The sequence below is a fragment of the Microbacterium oleivorans NBRC 103075 genome, assembly GCF_001552475.1.
Taxonomy (GTDB): domain Bacteria; phylum Actinomycetota; class Actinomycetes; order Actinomycetales; family Microbacteriaceae; genus Microbacterium; species Microbacterium oleivorans.
In genome coordinates this window covers 58,549-76,148 of sequence record NZ_BCRG01000011.1, presented here as the reverse complement: position 1 = coordinate 76,148, position 17,600 = coordinate 58,549, and the positions used below count along the sequence as shown (strand labels likewise).

General features: G+C 68.2%; 15 protein-coding genes. 10 read left to right on the top strand and 5 right to left on the bottom strand.

Features of this window, described 5'->3' with window-relative positions:
- Window positions 1-25 precede the first annotated feature (25 nt).
- Window positions 26-379: a hypothetical protein gene (locus tag MO1_RS11380; RefSeq protein ID WP_235186020.1), complete on the bottom strand. Its 354-nt coding sequence runs from the start codon at window positions 377-379 to the stop codon at window positions 26-28.
- 166 nt (window positions 380-545) lie between these two features.
- On the opposite strand from MO1_RS11380, the gene MO1_RS11375 reads away from it, so the two are divergent.
- The 3 genes from MO1_RS11375 to MO1_RS11365 all read left to right on the top strand — a co-directional run bounded on the left by MO1_RS11375 (window position 546) and on the right by MO1_RS11365 (window position 2,357).
- Entirely contained in the window at window positions 546-1,034 is a 489-nt protein-coding gene (locus MO1_RS11375; RefSeq protein WP_036309414.1) for an FHA domain-containing protein, read from the top strand.
- A 44-nt stretch (window positions 1,035-1,078) separates the two neighbouring features.
- Window positions 1,079-1,711: a transcriptional regulator FtsR gene (ftsR, locus tag MO1_RS11370; protein WP_060916080.1), complete on the top strand. Its 633-nt coding sequence runs from the start codon at window positions 1,079-1,081 to the stop codon at window positions 1,709-1,711.
- Between the two features lie 100 nt (window positions 1,712-1,811).
- Entirely contained in the window at window positions 1,812-2,357 is a 546-nt protein-coding gene (locus tag MO1_RS11365; protein ID WP_036308462.1) for a MerR family transcriptional regulator, read from the top strand.
- 93 nt (window positions 2,358-2,450) lie between these two features.
- Here MO1_RS11365 and MO1_RS11360 read toward each other — a convergent pair whose 3' ends face one another.
- Window positions 2,451-3,263, bottom strand: coding sequence for a ParA family protein (locus tag MO1_RS11360; RefSeq protein WP_060916079.1), 813 nt, complete (start codon window positions 3,261-3,263; stop codon window positions 2,451-2,453).
- Window positions 3,264-3,359: 96 nt separating this feature from the next.
- Here MO1_RS11360 and MO1_RS11355 point away from each other — a divergent pair, with 96 nt between their 5' ends.
- From MO1_RS11355 to MO1_RS11345, 3 genes are read left to right on the top strand one after another with little or no spacing between them, the layout of a single operon-like run.
- Entirely contained in the window at window positions 3,360-6,767 is a 3,408-nt protein-coding gene (locus tag MO1_RS11355; protein ID WP_060916078.1) for a pyruvate carboxylase, read from the top strand.
- A 53-nt stretch (window positions 6,768-6,820) separates the two neighbouring features.
- Window positions 6,821-8,242, top strand: a complete 1,422-nt coding sequence (locus MO1_RS11350) for a MinD/ParA family ATP-binding protein (protein ID WP_060916077.1) — start codon at window positions 6,821-6,823, stop codon at window positions 8,240-8,242.
- Window positions 8,242-8,730: a peptide deformylase gene (locus tag MO1_RS11345; RefSeq protein WP_060916076.1), complete on the top strand. Its 489-nt coding sequence runs from the start codon at window positions 8,242-8,244 to the stop codon at window positions 8,728-8,730. The genes MO1_RS11350 and MO1_RS11345 overlap by 1 nt, the downstream gene beginning before the upstream one ends.
- A gap of 57 nt (window positions 8,731-8,787) precedes the next feature.
- Here the strand turns inward: MO1_RS11345 and MO1_RS11340 are convergent, their stop codons facing one another.
- On the bottom strand, window positions 8,788-10,623 hold the full coding sequence (locus MO1_RS11340; protein WP_036308468.1) for an AMP-dependent synthetase/ligase: 1,836 nt from the start codon (window positions 10,621-10,623) through the stop codon (window positions 8,788-8,790).
- A gap of 146 nt (window positions 10,624-10,769) precedes the next feature.
- Here MO1_RS11340 and MO1_RS11335 point away from each other — a divergent pair, with 146 nt between their 5' ends.
- The 3 genes from MO1_RS11335 to MO1_RS11325 are packed head-to-tail and all read left to right on the top strand — an operon-like array spanning window position 10,770 to window position 13,777.
- Complete coding sequence (locus MO1_RS11335) at window positions 10,770-11,705, top strand: ROK family glucokinase (protein WP_060916075.1); 936 nt, start codon at window positions 10,770-10,772, stop codon at window positions 11,703-11,705.
- Window position 11,706: 1 nt separating this feature from the next.
- Complete coding sequence (locus MO1_RS11330) at window positions 11,707-12,396, top strand: lysophospholipid acyltransferase family protein (protein WP_036308471.1); 690 nt, start codon at window positions 11,707-11,709, stop codon at window positions 12,394-12,396.
- 52 nt (window positions 12,397-12,448) lie between these two features.
- On the top strand, window positions 12,449-13,777 hold the full coding sequence (locus MO1_RS11325) for a class II 3-deoxy-7-phosphoheptulonate synthase (protein WP_036308472.1): 1,329 nt from the start codon (window positions 12,449-12,451) through the stop codon (window positions 13,775-13,777).
- A 72-nt stretch (window positions 13,778-13,849) separates the two neighbouring features.
- On the opposite strand, the gene pknB is transcribed toward MO1_RS11325, so the two are convergent.
- Both pknB and MO1_RS11315 read right to left on the bottom strand, forming a co-directional pair.
- Window positions 13,850-15,808 carry a Stk1 family PASTA domain-containing Ser/Thr kinase gene (gene pknB, locus MO1_RS11320; RefSeq protein ID WP_060916074.1) on the bottom strand — a complete coding sequence of 653 codons (1,959 nt, stop codon included), beginning with the start codon at window positions 15,806-15,808 and terminating at the stop codon, window positions 13,850-13,852.
- Between the two features lie 70 nt (window positions 15,809-15,878).
- Window positions 15,879-17,048 carry a LysM peptidoglycan-binding domain-containing protein gene (locus MO1_RS11315; RefSeq protein ID WP_060916110.1) on the bottom strand — a complete coding sequence of 390 codons (1,170 nt, stop codon included), beginning with the start codon at window positions 17,046-17,048 and terminating at the stop codon, window positions 15,879-15,881.
- Window positions 17,049-17,259: 211 nt separating this feature from the next.
- On the opposite strand from MO1_RS11315, the gene MO1_RS11310 reads away from it, so the two are divergent.
- Window positions 17,260-17,586, top strand: a complete 327-nt coding sequence (locus MO1_RS11310; protein ID WP_036308474.1) for an Rv2175c family DNA-binding protein — start codon at window positions 17,260-17,262, stop codon at window positions 17,584-17,586.
- Window positions 17,587-17,600 lie beyond the last annotated feature (14 nt).

Sequence of the window (17,600 nt, the reverse complement as noted above, 5' to 3'; positions counted from 1 at the left end):
GCTACCATTCGCCGCTCGGCTCGGCTCAGACCACCGGCAGGGCGTTGAACCGCCGGGAGCCGATCGCCAGGACGTGGTGACGTCGGTGGTATGTCACGGGTTCGCCCAGCTCGGCGTCGGCCGCTGCTCCGGCACCGTTCCACAGCGAGATGCGATCGTCGTCGTTCCATGTTGCGAGGTGGATCTCGCCCGTCTCCGCCCAGACGGCCGTCACGACGGCGTCCGTCCAGCCATCGGGCGTCGCATCCACGAGGCGGGTCTGGGCGAGGGACAGTGCGTGCCCCGGTTCGAAGGAGGAGCACGCTCGTCCCGAGTCGCACATGCACGTCGCAGCCTGACGCGCGACGGCGGCCGGGATGCGAGGGAATGGGCGGGACACGATCTGCTCCTTGTTAGTGAGGGGTGATGTGCGCCAGGCTACGCAGGCGGGTCTCCGAGAGTCGTGCCCGACGACACACGGAGAAATACCGCTGACGCGCGCCGATCCCGGGCGCCCGGCAACCCGGAGCGTGACCGATCGGTTACTGTGGAAGAAGGAGGACATCGTGGACGACAATCAGCGACCGAGCGGCGATATTAATCGTGCTGCCGAGACGTCTGCGCACCCACGACTCGTGGATTCGACGCAGACCTTCGGCCACGACTCAGACCTCTCCTTCGTACCCTTCGGCGCCGAACTGACGGCCGCCGAGGTCGAGGCGATCAACGCACTGCCCGCTCGCGCGGCACTGCTCATCGTGCGATCCGGCCCCACCGCCGGCGCTCGGTACCTCCTCGACACGGATGTGACGACGGTGGGGCGCCACCCCGAGGCCGACATCTTCTTCGACGACGTGACCGTGTCGCGACGTCACGCGGAGATCACTCGGACGGGCTCGACCTACGAACTGATCGACCAGCGGTCCCTCAACGGGACGTACGTCAACGGAGAACGCGTCGATCGTGCGACTCTGACCGACGGCGCCGAGGTGCGCGTCGGCAAGTTCCGCCTCAACTTCTTCGTCGCTCCTGCTGAGCGGGCGATCGGCGCGTGAGCCCGGCTGCCGCCACCCGGGGACGAGCTGCGTCTTCCGGGTCCTTGAGCATTGGTCAGGTGCTCGCCCGGCTGAGCCCCGAGTTCCCCGCCCTGACGGCAAGCAAGCTCCGCTTCCTCGAGGTTCAGGGGATCGTGACCCCGGTGCGCACCGACTCGGGCTACCGGAAGTTCTCGGCTGCTGATGTCGAGCGCCTGCGGACCGCTCTCACGATGCAGCGGGACTTCGGTATCCCGCTCGCACGGATCCGCGAATACCTCGAAGAGCACGGCGACGAGGTCGCTCCGGCCCCGCCGGCTTCCATCGTCCAGACCAGCCGGCGCTACCGTCGCGACGAGCTGATCAGCGTCGCCGGAGCGTCGCCCACCCTGTTGAACGAGGCCGTCTCGGCCGGGCTCATCACGCCGGCGGACTTCTTCGACGAACGCGCTCTCGGTCTGCTGCGCTCCCTGGTCGCTCTGAACGCGCACGGCATCCAGCCGCGGCACGTCCGCACCATCCGACAGAGCGCGGAGCGAGAGGTGGCTCTCATCGAGAGTGCGATCGCCCCGCTTCTGCGGCGCACCGATGCGGGCTCACGCGCGCAGGCGAGTGAAGCGGCGCCTGAGCTGGCGCGGCGTCTGGAAGAGATCCGACAGGTGTTCGTCGGTGCGGCGCTCGAGCGCCTCACCCCGTGACCGTCCCGAGCGACACGCCGGGGCCCCCGAGCCCGATGTCGTTGCCGGAGGACCATCCCTCCTCTAGCGTGGAAGAACCGATCACCTGCAGGAGGCCTCGATGACTGCGCACGACGCGCTGGGCGAGCAGAAGTTCTCATCAGAACTGCTGTTCACCGACGGCCTTCCGGAGATGGACGACGAAGTCGGTTATCGCGGTGCCCAGGCGGCCCGCGCCGCCGGCATCACCTACCGTCAGCTCGACTACTGGGCGCGCACCGAACTGGTCGAGCCCACCGTCCGCGGAGCAAGCGGGTCAGGATCGCAGCGCCTGTACGGCTTCCGCGACATCCTGGTCCTGAAGCTCGTCAAGCGCCTCCTCGATACGGGGATCTCGCTGCAGCAGATCCGGATCGCCGTCGACCAGCTTCGCGCTGCCGGCATCCGTGACCTCGCCGGCACCACGCTCATGAGCGACGGTGCCTCGGTCTATCTCTGCACGTCGAATGACGAGGTCATCGACCTCGTCAGCCGCGGTCAGGGCGTGTTCGGCATCGCGGTCGGAAAGGTTCTCCGCGAGGTGGAGACGACGCTGATCGACTTCGACGCGCAGCAGCCGGATCACGTCGACGAACTGGCCGCGCGGCGTTCCGCTCGCTCGGCCTGACACTCTCCGCTCGCGACAGCGGGATCCGCCGTCGAGGGCGATGTTTCCTTGCGCCCTCCGTCGACGATCGTCGATGACGGTGGGCGGGATGCCTCAGGCGGGGGAGGCGCTGCCGGTGACCGGGATGCGGCCGGTCCGGACGATGCGGTCCAGCAGAGAGTCGAAGTCCGCCGCTAGCTCCTGAGCGGAGTCGCCGGGCCAGATGTGGAGGGGCTTCGCCGCGCCCTGAGCCTGCTGCAGTGAGGTGCGCTCCGGCAGCTGCGGGGTGAGGACGAGGGGCCCGAACATGTCGCGCAGTTCCTTGATGCGGAACTGGTGCTCGATCGACTGCGGGCGCACCCGGTTCACGACTATCCCGAGTGGCTGCAGGCGGGGGGAGAGACCGCGGCGGATCTCCTCGATGGCGCGCAGGGCACGGTCGGCCGCAGCGACGGAGAACAGACCTGGCTCGGTGACGACGACGACCCGATCGGATGCCGCCCACGCGGTGCGCGTGAGAGCGTTCAACGACGGTGCGCAGTCGATCAGGACGAGGTCGTAGTCGGCCTCGATCGTGGCGAGCGCCTCTTCGAGCTTCCACACATCGCGGACGCTCGGGTGCGGCCCGTCGAAGTTGATCGCCGACGGGCTGCCGATCATGACGTCGATCGTGCCCGGGTGGACCTTCGCCCAACCGCTGGAGGTGATCGCCTGACGGACGACCTTCTCCTTGGGGTTCGCGAGCACATCGGCGACGTTGAGCCGGCCGGCGACGTGGATATCCATCCCCGTCGACACGTCGGACTGCGGGTCCAGGTCGACGACAAGGGTCCGTACCCCGCGCGCGAACGCCGCGGAGGCGAGGCCCAGGGTCACGGTCGTCTTGCCGACGCCACCTTTGAGGGAGCTGACGGAGAGTACGTGCACAAGGCTCCACGTTACCGTCCCCTAGGCTGTGAGGGTACTCAGCCCGTACCTCGCGGCCCCGATGCAGCGGCCCCGCACCCAGTAGAGGTGAAGAGCATGTTTCGCAAGATTCTGGTCGCCAATCGCGGAGAGATCGCCATCCGTGCATTCCGTGCCGCGTACGAGCTCGGTGCTCGGACCGTTGCCGTCTTCCCCTACGAGGACCGATACTCGCTCCACCGGCTGAAAGCCGACGAGGCGTATCAGATCGGCGCGGTGGGCCATCCCGTGCGCGCCTACCTCGACGTCGACGAGATCATTCGCGTCGCCCTCGAGAGCGGCGCCGACGCGATCTACCCCGGCTACGGATTCCTGTCCGAGAACCCTGAGCTGTCGGCCAAGGCGGCGGCCAACGGGATCGCGTTCATCGGGCCGTCGTCGACGGTGTTGGAGATGGCTGGCAACAAGGTGACCGCGAAGCAGCACGCCGTGGCCGCCGGAGTTCCCGTCCTCCGCTCGACGGAGGCCTCCGACGACATCGACGCCCTCGTCGCGCAGGCGGACGGCATCGGTTTCCCCATCTTCGTCAAGGCCGTCGCCGGTGGCGGCGGGCGCGGGATGCGGCGGGTCGAGCACCCCGATGCGCTCCCGCCCGCACTGTCGGAGGCGATGCGCGAGGCCGGCAGTGCGTTCGGCGACGCCCGAGTCTTCCTCGAGCAAGCGGTACAGCGTCCCCGCCACGTCGAGGTGCAGATCCTGGCGGACAAAGCGGGGAACACGGTCCACCTCTTCGAGCGGGACTGCTCCGTGCAGCGCCGGCACCAGAAGGTCGTCGAGATCGCTCCGGCGCCGAACTTGGCGGACGACATCCGACGGAACCTTCACGCGTACGCCGTCGCGTTCGCGGAGTCGATCGGATACGAGAACGCCGGGACCGTCGAGTTCCTGCTCGAGACGGCGGGGCCTCGCACCGGCGAGGTCGTCTTCATCGAGATGAACCCGCGCATCCAGGTCGAGCACACGGTGACCGAGGAGGTCACCGATGTCGACCTGGTGCAGTCGCAGATGCGCATCGCGTCGGGGGAGACCCTCGAGGATCTCGGCCTGCGCCAGGAGCAGATCCACCTTCGTGGAGCTGCGCTCCAGTGTCGGATCACGACGGAGGACCCGGCTCACGGCTTCCGTCCCGACACCGGCAAGATCACGACGTACCGGTCGCCCGGCGGTGCCGGCATCCGCCTGGACGGGGGAACGACCGCCGCGGGCTCTCAGATCAGCCCGCACTTCGATTCGATGCTCTCGAAGCTGACCTGCCGTGGTCGCGACTTCGAAGCCGCTGTCGTCCGCTCGCGACGGGCTCTGGCGGAGTTCCGCATCCGCGGCGTCTCGACCAACATTCCGTTCCTGCAGCGCGTCCTCGACGACCCGGCCTTCGTGGCGGGGGATCTGAGCACCGCCTTCATCGATGAGCGTCCGGAGCTCGTCCTCGGTCGGGAGTCGAAGGACCGCGGCTCGAAGGTCGTGGCGTGGCTCGCCGACGTGACCGTCAACCGGCCCCACGGCGACAGCCCGGTCCACACCGACCCGGCGGCGAAGCTGCCCGCGGTCGCTCTCGACTCCGAGCCCGAGTCGGGCTCACGCCAGCGGCTTCGCGAACTCGGCCCGAAGGGGTTCGCTGAGGCGCTCCGTGGTCAACGCAGCCTTGCCGTGACGGAGACGACGTTCCGTGATGCGCACCAGTCGCTCCTGGCGACGCGCGTGCGTACGAAGGACCTCGTCCGCGTCGCCCCCCACGTCGCGCGCCTCACCCCGCAGCTGCTGTCGGTCGAAGCCTGGGGCGGTGCCACCTACGACGTCGCGCTCCGCTTCCTCGGCGAGGACCCCTGGGAGCGCCTCGACGCCCTCCGCACCGCGCTTCCGAACGTGGCGATCCAGATGCTCCTGCGCGGGCGGAACACCGTGGGGTACACGCCGTACCCGACGAAGGTCACCGATGCGTTCGTGGCGGAAGCCGCGGCATCCGGCGTCGACATCTTCCGCATCTTCGATGCGCTGAACGACGTGAGTCAGATGCGCCCCGCCATCGAGGCGGTGCTGGCCACCGATACCGCTGTCGCCGAGGCCGCCCTCTGCTACACCGGGAACCTCCTCGACCCCGCCGAGGATCTCTACACGGTGGACTACTACCTCCGTCTCGCAGAGCAGATGGTCGATGCCGGCGCCCACATCATCGCCATCAAGGACATGGCTGGTCTGCTGCGTCCGGCCGCCGCGACAAAGCTCGTCACCGCGCTCCGCGATCGCTTCGATCAGCCGGTCCACGTGCACACGCACGACACGGCGGGCGGCCAGTTGGCGACGCTCCTGGCGGCCAGCGCCGCTGGAGCGGATGCCGTTGACGCAGCTGCCGCGCCGATGTCGGGCACCACGAGCCAGCCGTCGCTCTCCGCACTCGTGGCGGCGCTGGGCGACACCGACCGCGACACCGGTCTCGACCTCCAGGCGGTCTCGGATCTCGAGCCGTACTGGGAGGCCGTTCGGAACCTGTACTCGCCCTTCGAGTCGGGGCTTCCCGGCCCGACCGGACGTGTGTACCACCACGAGATCCCGGGCGGGCAGCTGTCGAACCTGCGCCAGCAGGCGATCGCGCTCGGCCTGTCCGAGGACTTCGAACTGATCGAGGACATGTACGCCGCGGCGAATCGCATCCTCGGTCGCGTCCCGAAGGTGACGCCTTCGTCGAAGGTCGTCGGCGATCTCGCCCTGCATTTGGCGGCCGTGAAGGCGGACCCTGCGGACTTCGAAGCGCACCCGGAGAAGTACGACGTGCCCGATTCGGTCGTCGGTTTCATGGCGGGAGAGCTCGGTGACCTCCCCGGCGGATGGCCCGAACCGTTCCGGTCCAAGGTCCTTGCGGGGCGTTCCGTGAAGGTGGGCGTCACCGAGATCTCTGCGGACGACGCGGAGGCGCTCGACGCCGATTCGGCTACCCGTCGCGACAAGCTCAACCGCCTGCTCTTCCCCGCTCCGACGAAGGCGTTCCACGAGGTCCGCGAGACGTACGGCGATCTGAGCGTGCTCGACACGATCGACTACCTGTACGGGATGCGGTCCGGTCAAGAGCACGTCGTCGAGATCGAACGCGGCGTGCAGCTGTACGTCGGTCTCGAGGCCATCGGCGACGTTGATGACAAGGGGATGCGGACGGTCATGGCCACGCTCAACGGCCAATTGCGCCCCGTCACGGTGCGCGACCGTTCCATCGACGTCGAGGCCCGACAGGCCGAGAAGGCGGACACCTCGAAGCCGGGCCAGGTGGCAGCGCCCTTCTCGGGTGTCGTCACGGTCAAGGCGGACGTGGGGACGAAGGTCCGCGCGGGTGAACCCGTGGCATCCATCGAGGCGATGAAGATGGAGGCGGCCATCGCGGCGCCCGTCGACGGCGTCGTCGAGCGCGTCGTCATCGCATCGACTGCGCAGGTGGAGGCGGGGGACCTTTTGCTCGTGGTCCGTCCTGCGGACTAACCTGGTGCGTCGGGCTTTTCGAGCCCCGAGATCCACCAGGAGTGACCCCCGTGATGCGTGAGCGCGACAACGAGACGTCGGACGACGTCGACAATGGTGTGCTCGAGCGCACCGACAACCTCGAGACGACCGGGATCGGCATCGTCGACGGGACGACCGCTCAGATCGACCTGGCGCTGCCTCGGTTGTCGGACGATGACGACGACTACGTCGAGGACGAGGATTCCGCCGTCCCGGTGAATGACCATGACCTCCGCTACGGCGATCAGGATGCCGACGGCGAAGAAGGTCTCGGCGAGGACCTCGCCGCAGAGGACCTCGCCACCGTCGAGCCGGCGGAGGAGGTCGTCGACGCCGAGGTCGTCGTCCCCGCCGCGGAGGCCGCTGTGGCCACGCACACGGGTGTCACCCGGCGCGCCATGCACCACCCGGTGTCGAACGACAAGCACGCCCTCGAACGGGTACGCGGCGCGCGAGTGGAGGAGGAGCCCCTGCAGTCGCGGCGGCTCGACCAGCTCAGCGCCGACCGCGAGAGTCCCGACCTCCTCACCGCCGATCGGCTGATCGATCGCGCCCGCGTGGCCGCGCCGGAGCCCGAAGGGGTGTGGCAGCGGCTCGTCTACGGAGCGACGCGAGGCCGTGTCGCGCTGGCTGACAACCCTCGTGTGCGCGCGCGCAAGGAACTGGATCGTCGCATCTCCGCCCCGCTGGCCGGCGGCGCCAAATTCGTGCCCGTCCTGTCCCGCAAGGGCGGCGTCGGCAAGACCAGCGTGACGACGCTTCTCGGGATGGCCCTCGCCGATGCCCGGGAAGACCGCGTGATCGCCATCGACGCGAATCCCGACCGAGGCACCCTGGCGGAGCGCATCGAGCGCTCGAGCGGCAAGACCGTCCGTGACCTCGTGCGTGCGCGTGCGGACGTCTCGGGGTTCAACGACCTCTCGGCCATCGTCGCGCGCGATGAGACGCGTCTCGACATCCTCGCCTCGGACGCCGATCCACACCTTTCCGAGGCGTTCAGCGATCGTGATTACCACGACGTCGCTGCCATCGCTGCCCACTATTACTCGATCGTCCTGACGGACAGCGGCACGGGCATCGTCCACTCCGTGATGGATGCGACCCTCGAGCTGGCCGACCAGCTCCTCATCGTCGCGGGTCGAAGCGTGGATGAGGCGAAGCTCGCCTCGGAGACGCTCTCGTGGCTCGAATCGAATGGGTACGCCGAGCTTGCTCGGCACGCGATCGTGGTCCTCAACACGTCGCGGCCGGGCGCGAGTCTCGTCCGACCCGCCGAGCTGGAGTCGCACTTCCGGACCCGCGTCCGGGCGGTCGTGACGATTCCCTACGATGCTCACATCGCCACCGGCGGGCCGATCACGTTCCGTGACCTCTCCGCCGCAACGCGGGGTGCAGCGCGCGAGCTTGCCGCCGTCGTCGTCGAGCGGCTTCGCAGCGCGGGGACGGTCCGCTGATGGCGGTCCGCCCGATTCGCCTCTTCGGCGATCCCGTCCTCCGGAGCGTGAGCACACCGATCGTCGACATCGACGAGGGCGTCCACGGTCTCGTGACAGACCTCGTCGACTCGGTGGCCGAGCCGGGTCGCGCCGGCGTTGCCGCCCCGCAGATCGGTGTGGGCCTCCGGGCGTTCAGCTACAACGTCGACGGAGTGATCGGTTACGTCTTGAACCCGACGCTCGAGGTCTCCGGTGACCCCGTTCCGACGGGAGAGGGATGCCTCTCCGTCCCCGGTCTGTGGCATGACGCGATGCGTCACCCGTGGGCGCGCGTCACAGGCGTCGACCTGAACGGCGACGAGATCGTGATCGAGGGGGAAGGCCTCCTCGCGCAGGCGTTGCAGCATGAATACGACCACCTCGAGGGCATGCTCTACCTCGATCGACTCCCGAAGGACATTCGCCGGCAGGCGATGCGCGAAGTGCGCGAGTCCGACTGGTTCTGATCCGCATTCGGCATACGACTGAGGGCCCCGGTCTCCCGGGGCCCTCAGTCGTCGCGGTCAGTTGCCGAGCGAGATGTTCGTCGTCGACACGTTCGCCTGGTAGAGCTCGTCGATGTCCGCAGCGAAGTCCGACAGGATGACGTTTCGCTTGATGCTCATCTTCGGCGTCAGATGTCCCGACGCCTCGGTCCACTCGGTGTCGAGGATCACGAACTTGCGGATCGATTCGGCGCGCGACACGGACTTGTTCGCCCGGTCCACCGCCGACTGCACCTCTGCGAGCACCTTCGGGTGGACGATGACCTGCGACATCGGCATGTCTGCGGACAGACCGTTGTTCGACATCCACGTCGGCAGCATCTCGCGGTCGAGGGTGACCAGCGCGCCGATGAACGGCTTCTGGTCGCCGACCACGACGACCTGGCCGACGATCGGATTCGCGCGGATGGGGTCTTCGAGCACAGCCGGAGCGACGTTCTTGCCGCCCGCGGTGACGATGATCTCCTTCTTGCGGCCGGTGATCGTCAGGTAGCCCTCGGAATCGAACGAGCCGATGTCGCCCGTCCGGAACCAGCCGTCATCGAAAGCGGCGGCCGTCGCCTCGGGGTTACGCCAATACTCCTTGAAGACGTTGACGCCGCGGACCTCGATCTCGCCGTCATCGGCGAGGCGGACCCCGACGCCGGGTAGGGCCGGTCCGACGGTTCCGATCTTCGACTTGGTCGCAAGGTTCACGGTCGCGGGAGCCGTCGTCTCCGTGAGGCCGTAGCCCTCGAGGATCTGCACCCCGAGACTGTGGAAGAAGTGACCGAGACGCGACCCGAGCGGGGCGGAGCCCGACACCGCGTGGGCGACGCGGCCACCCATGGCCGTCCGCAGCTTGCTGTAGACCAAGCGGTCGAAGAGCGCGAACTTGATCTTCATCGTCAGTGGGATCTTCTCGCCGTCCTGCAGGCGACGAGAGTGCTCGACGGCCACCGCTGCAGCGGCGCGGAAGATCTTGCCTTTTCCGCCCGCCTCCGCCTTCTGCTCGGCGGAGTTGTAGACCTTCTCGAACACACGCGGAACGGCCAGCAGGTAGGTCGGCTTGAACGACCCGAGCCCCGCGAGCAGCTTCGTGGTGTCGGGCTCATGACCTGTCTTCACCCCGCCGTGGATGTTGAGGATCGAGATGAACCGGGCGAAGACGTGTGCGAGCGGGAGGAACAGGAGTGTGGCGGCGCCCGGCTGCTGGACGACCTCGCTGAGCGCTTCCGCCGAGTTGCGCGACAGCTCGACGAAGTTCTTGTGCGTCAGGACGCAGCCCTTGGGCCGGCCTGTCGAACCAGAGGTGTAGATGAGGGTGGCGATGTCGTCCGCGTTCGCGAGCGAGCGGCGTCGCTCGATCTCCTCGTCCGTGACCTCCGAGCCGCGCGAGCGCAGCGTGTCGAGGTCGCCCGTCTGCATCGTCCACACCTCGCGGAGGAGCGGTACCTCGGAGCGGATCTCAGCGACGCGATCGGTGTGGACGGAGCTCTCGACGATCATCGCGACGGCGCCCGAATCGGTGAGGATCCAGTTGATCTGCGACGGTGAACTCGTCTCGTAGACGGGAACCATGACGGCTCCGGCGAAGAAGAGTGCGAAGTCGACGAGCGTCCAGTCATATGTGGTGCGCGCGAGGAACGCGACCTTGTCGCCGGGTTGGATGCCGCTGGCCGCGAAGCCCTTGGCCAGGGCGACGACTTCGCGGTGGAACTCGGCGGCGGTGATGTCGCGCCATCCTCCGCCGTCCGGAACGGCGAACAGAGCGAGCGACGGAGTGGCCTTCACCCGCTCGACCAGGATGTCCGACGTATTGGCGGTCGGGTCCGCGGGTACGACAGCGGGGACGTCGAATTGTACGGCGCTCATGGGCGGCAACTCCTTCGGTACCGGGTGGCGTCTGGTGCGACTGAGTCTAGGGCATCGTGATCCTCGATCCCGTGGCCGCAGCGCGCCGCGCCGCCCCGTTAGACTCACGGATGCCGTGCGATCGCGCACGCGCGGAGGGGAGTGGCGTGCTCAACGTCGGCATCGACATCGGTGGGACAAAGATCGCCGGTGGCATCGTCGACCCCGATGGCGCCATCCTCGACCGCCGCCGCGTCCCCACCCCGTCCGACCCGCAGGCGTTGGCGGATGCCGTCGCCGCGATGGTCGCTGACCTGGTCACCGATCGAGTGGTCCACGCCGTCGGTGTCGCTGCCGCGGGCTTCATCGATGCCAGCCGCTCGGTCATCCTCCACGCGCCCAACATCGACTGGACCGACGAACCGCTCCGCGACGAGCTGGAACGACGCATCGGTCGCCCCGTGACCCTCGAGAACGACGCTAACGCCGCCGGATGGGGTGAGTACCGCTTCGGCGCCGGCCGCGAGGTCCGCGACATGGTGATGATCACGCTGGGCACCGGCGTCGGCGGCGCTGCGATCATCGACGGCGAGCTGCTCGTCGGCGGCAACGGCATCGGCGGTGAGCTCGGCCACATCCGCTTCGAGCGCGGTGGGCGCCCGTGCGGCTGCGGCCAGAACGGATGCCTCGAACAGTACGCGTCGGGTCGGGCGCTGCAGCGCGAGGCCGCGGAGATCGCGGCATCCGGCGCCTTCGGTGCGGGCCTCGCCGAGGCGCGGACGGCCGAGGGGATCGTGCCGGCCGCGGCGATGGAAGCTCTCATCGCGGCGGGTGACGCCGGAGCACTCGAAGCCGTGCATCGCGTCGCAACGGCGCTCGGCGAGGCGTGCGGAGGCTTCCAGGCAGTGCTCGACCCGGGCCTGTTCGTCATCGGCGGCGGCGTCGCGGATCTCGGCGAACGGCTCCTGGGCCCCGTGCGCGAGGCGTACGCGACCGCGCTGCCCGGCTACGGTGAGCGCCCGATCGCGTCTTTCGCGATCGCCACCCTCGGTAACGACGCCGGTCTCATCGGCGTCGCCGACCTCGCAGGCGGCAGGGTCTGACATGATCTACTGGGTCCTGAAGTACCTGATCATCGGGCCGATCGTGAAGGCGATCTTCCGGCCGTGGATCGTGGGACGCAGCAACATTCCGGCATCCGGTGCCGCCATCATCGCGAGCAACCACCTGTCCGTCAGCGACTCGATCTTCTTCCCGCTCATGATCGACCGGCCGATGTCCTTCCTCGCCAAGAGCGACTACTTCACGGGCACCGGGGTGAAGGGATGGGCCACCCGGGTCTTCATGAAGGGCACAGGCCAGATCCCGATCGATCGCACCGGCGGCAAGGCGTCGGAGGCATCCCTCAACACCGGCCTGCAGGTGCTCGGGCGGGGCGACATCCTCGGCATCTATCCCGAGGGGACCCGGAGTCCCGATGGCAAGCTCTACCGCGGCCGCACCGGGCTCGCTCGGATGGCGCTGACCGCTCGCGTCCCCGTTGTCCCGGTCGTCATGATCGGCACCGATGAGGTCATGCCGATCGGACGTTCCATCCCGCGCGTCGGACGGGTGGGCATGGTCATCGGCGAACCCCTCGACTTCAGCCGTTTCTACGGCATGGAGTCCGACCGCTTCGTCCTCCGTTCGGTGACCGATGAGATCATGGTCGCGCTCCAGCGCATGGGGGAGCAGGAATACGAGGATGTCTACGCGTCGACGGTCAAGGACCGCCGTCCGGCCACCGCCTCCTGAGGCCGTCCGTCACACGACCGACCGGGTCGTCGTCCGCCGCTAGAATGAGCGGATGCCCACTCCTCTCGACCACTGGCGCTCGCTCCCGATCAAGCAGCAGCCGTTGTGGCCCGACGCGGATGCGGTCGCTGCCGTCTCCGCCGAGATCGCGACCCTCCCGCCCCTCGTCTTCGCCGGCGAGGTCGATAACCTCCGCGACCGTCTGGCCAAGGCGGCATCCGGACAGGCGTTCCTCCTCCAGGGAGGCGACTGCGCCGAGACCTTCGCCGGCGCCACCGCGCAGCAGATCCGCGACCGCATCAAGACGGTCCTGCAGATGGCGGTCGTCCTGACCTATGGTGCGTCGATGCCCATCGTGAAGATGGGCCGGATGGCGGGGCAGTTCGCCAAGCCCCGTTCCAGCGACACCGAGACGCGCGGTGACATCACGCTGCCCGCCTACCGAGGCGACATCGTCAACGGCTACGACTTCACCGAGGCCTCGCGTACGGCCGACCCGCAGCGTCTGCTGAAGGGATACCACACGGCTGCCTCGACGCTGAACCTCATCCGCGCGTTCACGCAGGGAGGCTTCGCCGACCTCCGTGAGGTGCACAGCTGGAATCAGGGCTTCGCCAAGAACCCCGCCAACCAGCGCTACGAACGACTGGCGGGCGAGATCGACCGCGCCATCAAGTTCATGGAAGCCGCCGGTGCGAACTTCGACGAGCTCCGCGGCGTCGAGTTCTACACCGGCCACGAGGGTCTCCTCATGGACTACGAACACCCGATGACACGCATCGACTCTCGGACGGGTACGCCGTACAACACGTCGGCTCACTTCCTTTGGGTGGGAGAGCGCACGCGCGAGTTGGATGGTGCGCACGTCGACTACTTCTCGAAGATCCGCAACCCCATCGGGGTCAAGCTCGGTCCCACGACGACGCCCGAGACGGCGCTCGAGCTCATCGACAAGCTCGATCCCGAACGCGAGCCGGGCCGACTCACCTTCATCACGCGGATGGGCGCGGGCAAGATCCGCGACGCGCTGCCGCCCCTGCTGCAGGCGGTCAAGGACTCCGGAGCCACCCCGCTCTGGGTCACCGACCCGATGCACGGAAACGGCATCACGACGCCGACGGGCTACAAGACGCGTCGCTTCGACGACGTCGTCGACGAGGTTCGTGGCTTCTTCGAGGCGCACCGCTCCGTCGGCACCTTCCCCGGCGGCATCCATGTCGAACTCACCGGTGATGACGTCACCGAATGCCTCGGAGGTTCCGAGATGATCGACGAGGCGACCCTGGCCACGCGGTACGAGTCGCTCTGCGACCCGCGCCTCAACCACATGCAGTCGCTCGAGCTGGCGTTCCTGGTCGCCGAGGAGCTCGGCAACCGCTGACCGCACGACGCGATGGCCCGGTGACGACGCTCACCGGGCCATCGTCGTTCTCCGGTGCAAGGCGGCGAGCCGTCAGCCGAAGGGCTGGAACTGGGGTGTCAGGCTGACGGTGGTGCCCGGGCGCTGCAGCGAACCACCCTCGGGGGTCATGGAGCGGACGCGGTACACGTCCCAGTAGCGCCCACCGAGGGGGATCTCCGCGTCCTCGATGTTCGGGTTCACCTTGAACCCGGCCGCCTGCAGACGGTCGACGGCGGTTCGCACCGTCTCGCCGACGACGTTGGGCACCTCGACGGGCTTCGGCCCGTCCGACACGACGATGGTGATGGTCTCACCCTGCTGCCAGGAGCCGCCGCCGGGCCGTTCGGGCACGCGGATGACGAGGTCGTCGTCGACGGAGCTGCTGTACTCGCGCTCCTCCTCGACCTTCATGCCGGCCTGCCGGAGTGTGTCCGTGGCGTCGTCGGCGTTCTTGCCGGTGACATCAGGGAGTGCGCCGAGCGACACCCGCAGTTCGGCGGTCGAGCCCTGCAGAACCGAGCATCCTTCGGTGCACTGCACCGGGTCCGACGAGCCGGGCTGCGTGACGTAGACCCGGACGACCCGGTCGGCCGCGAAGCTCGTGTAGTACTTCTTCGTCGTCGCCACCGTGATGTTGTTCTCCTGCAGGAGAGTCTCCACGTCGGAGCGGGTGCGATCCTGGAGGGTGGGTAATTCGGCGGTCGCGGGGCCCGAGGAGATCTCGACGGTGACGGTGGCGTCACGACCAAGGAAGGTCCCGGCATCGGGGTCGGTTCCGATGACCTCCCCGGCGGGGATCTCAAGGCTGTGGACATCGCGACGCTCGGCGACGAGCGTGTTCTCCAACAGGGCACTCGCAGCCTTGTCGAAGCTCATTCCCTCGACGGAAGGCACCGAGACGAGCGATCCAGGGCCAGACCCGAACCACCACCCGAGCCCGCCTGCCGCGGCGGCGATCACGAGGACGGCGGCGAGCAGCCAGCCGCCCTTGACGGTGTTCCGATGCGAGCGTCGACGGAGCCGGGTCGCGTTGTCGATCTCCGTGGTGACGCTGGGTGCCGTGAAGGTGCCCGGCATCACGCGCGTGACCTCGTCGGAGTCCAGCGAGTCGTCGACGACGACCGTCGCTCCCGCGGGGGTGGACCGGACGACCTGGGGGAAGACGCCGAGTTGCTTCTCGATGTCGCGGAGCCTGTCGAGCATCTCTCGGGCATCCGTCGGGCGGTCCTCGGGGGAGCGTTCCGTCGCCCACAGGACGAGTTCATCGAGTTGTTCGGGAACGCCCGGGTTCTTGACGCTCGGGCGAGGCACCGAGTGGGTGGCGTGCTGGTAGGCGATCTGCATCGGTTGCTCGCCCTTGTAGGGCTGCTCGCCGGTGAGCATCTCGTAGAGCATGATGCCGAGCGCGTAGATGTCGCTGCGAGCATCCGCCGTACCGCGTGTGACGAGCTCGGGGGCGAGGTAGGCGATGGTGCCGAGGAGCATCTGCCCGGTGGCGGTGTTGGCGCTGGTGGCGCGGGCCAGGCCGAAGTCACCGATCTTGATGCGGCCGTCCTCGGCCAGCAGGACGTTCTCCGGCTTCACATCGCGATGCACGATGCCCGCGCGGTGCGCCGCGGACAGTCCGGCGAGGATCGCATCCATGATGGTGATCGTCTGGGGGAGGGTGAGGCGTTTCTGCTCGCGCACCAGCTCGCGCAGGGTGATCCCCGGCAGGTACTCCATGACGAGGTACGCCATCTCGCCGTCTTGGCCCTGGTCGAAGACGTTGACGACGTGCGGGTCGGCCAGTCGCGCGGCCGAACGAGCTTCTTGGATGAAGCGGTTCTGGAAGACCGTGTCATCAGAGAGGTGGCCGTGCATGACCTTGAGCGCGACTCGGCGTTCGAGTCGAAGATCGGTGGCGACGTAGACGGTGGCCATACCGCCTCGCGCGATGCGCCCGCGAACCCGGTACCGGCTGTCGACCAGGCGGCCGATCAGCGGGTCGGTCTGCGGGGTGGCGTTCACGTCAGAAGTCTACGGAGCCGACCCTGCGAGCCCGGGTAACGGCGCACCCTCGCTCGGAGCTGTCACGGATTCACCCATACATCTCGAGCCAGCGGTACGCCTGCTTCTTCCACGGGCCATACCGTTCCGGGTACGCGGAGATCTGCACGGCCTGAGCGGCGTCGCCGAAGTCCATGTCCTCCCAGCCGTCGATGTCGAGGAGGCCTCGCGTGTCATCGCCGTTCGGGTCCGACGGTCCGCCGAAGAAGGCCGCCGCGGATCGCCGCGGGTCGCGGATCTCCGCCTCCGAGCCCCACCCGGCGCTCGGCCGCTGCTGGAACAGTCCGAGCGAGTCGCGGTCGCCGCCGTCCAGGTTGCGGATCCATGACTCGACCATCGCGGTGGCGAGCGCGATGGCGATGCCGTCGCGTGAGACGCCGCGGTCGCGGCCCACCTGGATGATGGTGCGGACGTTGGTGATCTGCTCGGCGTCGAGTGCCACCCCCGTGGTCCCCGCGACGGCCGGCGCCTTGCGTGCTGCCGCGGCGGTCGGGATGCGGAGCTTCTGCCCCGGGTAGATGATGGATCCCTCGTCGAGCCCGTTCGCGTCGAGCAGCCGGGCGAGGCTGACCCCGCTCCGATCGGCGATGGCCCAAAGGGTCTCACCGTTAGCCACCTCGTGGACGGGGCCAGCGGCCGGCTTGGATGCCGCGGGCTTCTTCGCGTCGGTGCGCGCTGCGGCTCGAGGCGCGGCGAGGACGCCGACTTTCAGCTTCTGTCCGGGGTGGATCGTCGTCGACGCTCCGAGGTCGTTGGCACGGGAGAGAGCGGAGACGGTGACCCCGTGTCGTGCGGCGATCGACCAGAGCGTGTCGCCGGCACGAACGGTGTAAGTGGATGCCGCGGCCCGCGCCTTCGGCTTAGCCTCAGCATCCGCCCGCGACTCCTTCGGCCCGAGTCGCAGGACATCGCCGGGGTGGATGACGGATCGCCACCCGAGTCCGTTCCACGCCAGGACGTCGGCGGTCCGGACACCGTGGGTGGCCGCGATCGCGCTGATGGTGTCACCGCGGGCGACGATGTGGGTCTTGACAGAGTTCCGGGACGCGGGCATCCCGACGACGCTGCGCTCATCGTCAGCGGTTGCGGGCGCGGCATGCGTGCGTGCCGAGAGGGGTTCGGGAGTGGGCCTCTCCCGCGCTTCCGCCGCTCCGGCGTCGAGGGGGAGGAGGGAGAGCGAGAGGGCGATGGACCCGATCATGGCGGGGGCGCTCATCTGGCGGAGGGAGGCGGGGAGAACGTCGTTCCGGCGCACAGGTATTCCTTCATTCAGCCTTGGATCGGTGGATCCCCCCGGGGAAACCGTGACACGCCGATGTGACTGGTGTCAATCCATGAGGCGTATGTGACTGGTGGTACAAGCGGTTCCGTGCGCGGGATGCGATAGTTGAGGTGTGAGTTCTGATGCACCCGTGTCCACTGATTGGCTGAGTCTTCCCGAACTGGTGGAGCTGACCGGGGAGCAGCTCGGGCGCGTGCGCCGCATGCTCGACGAGCATCAGCTCGTCGCCTCGCGCCGTTTCGGTGCTCCGCGAGTTCCCTCCGTCTTCCTCGTCGACGGTGAGCCGCTCTCGTCCCTCCGCGGCACGATCATCGTGCTGCACGATGCCGGCTTCTCCGACGATGAAGCGATCGATTGGCTGCTCGCCCCCGAGGAGTCCATCGGGTTCGCCCCGATCGAAGCGCTGCGGCAGGGTCGAAAGAGTGAGGTGCGTCGAGTCGCGCAGACGCTCGCCTGATCGCGGGTCGCGCG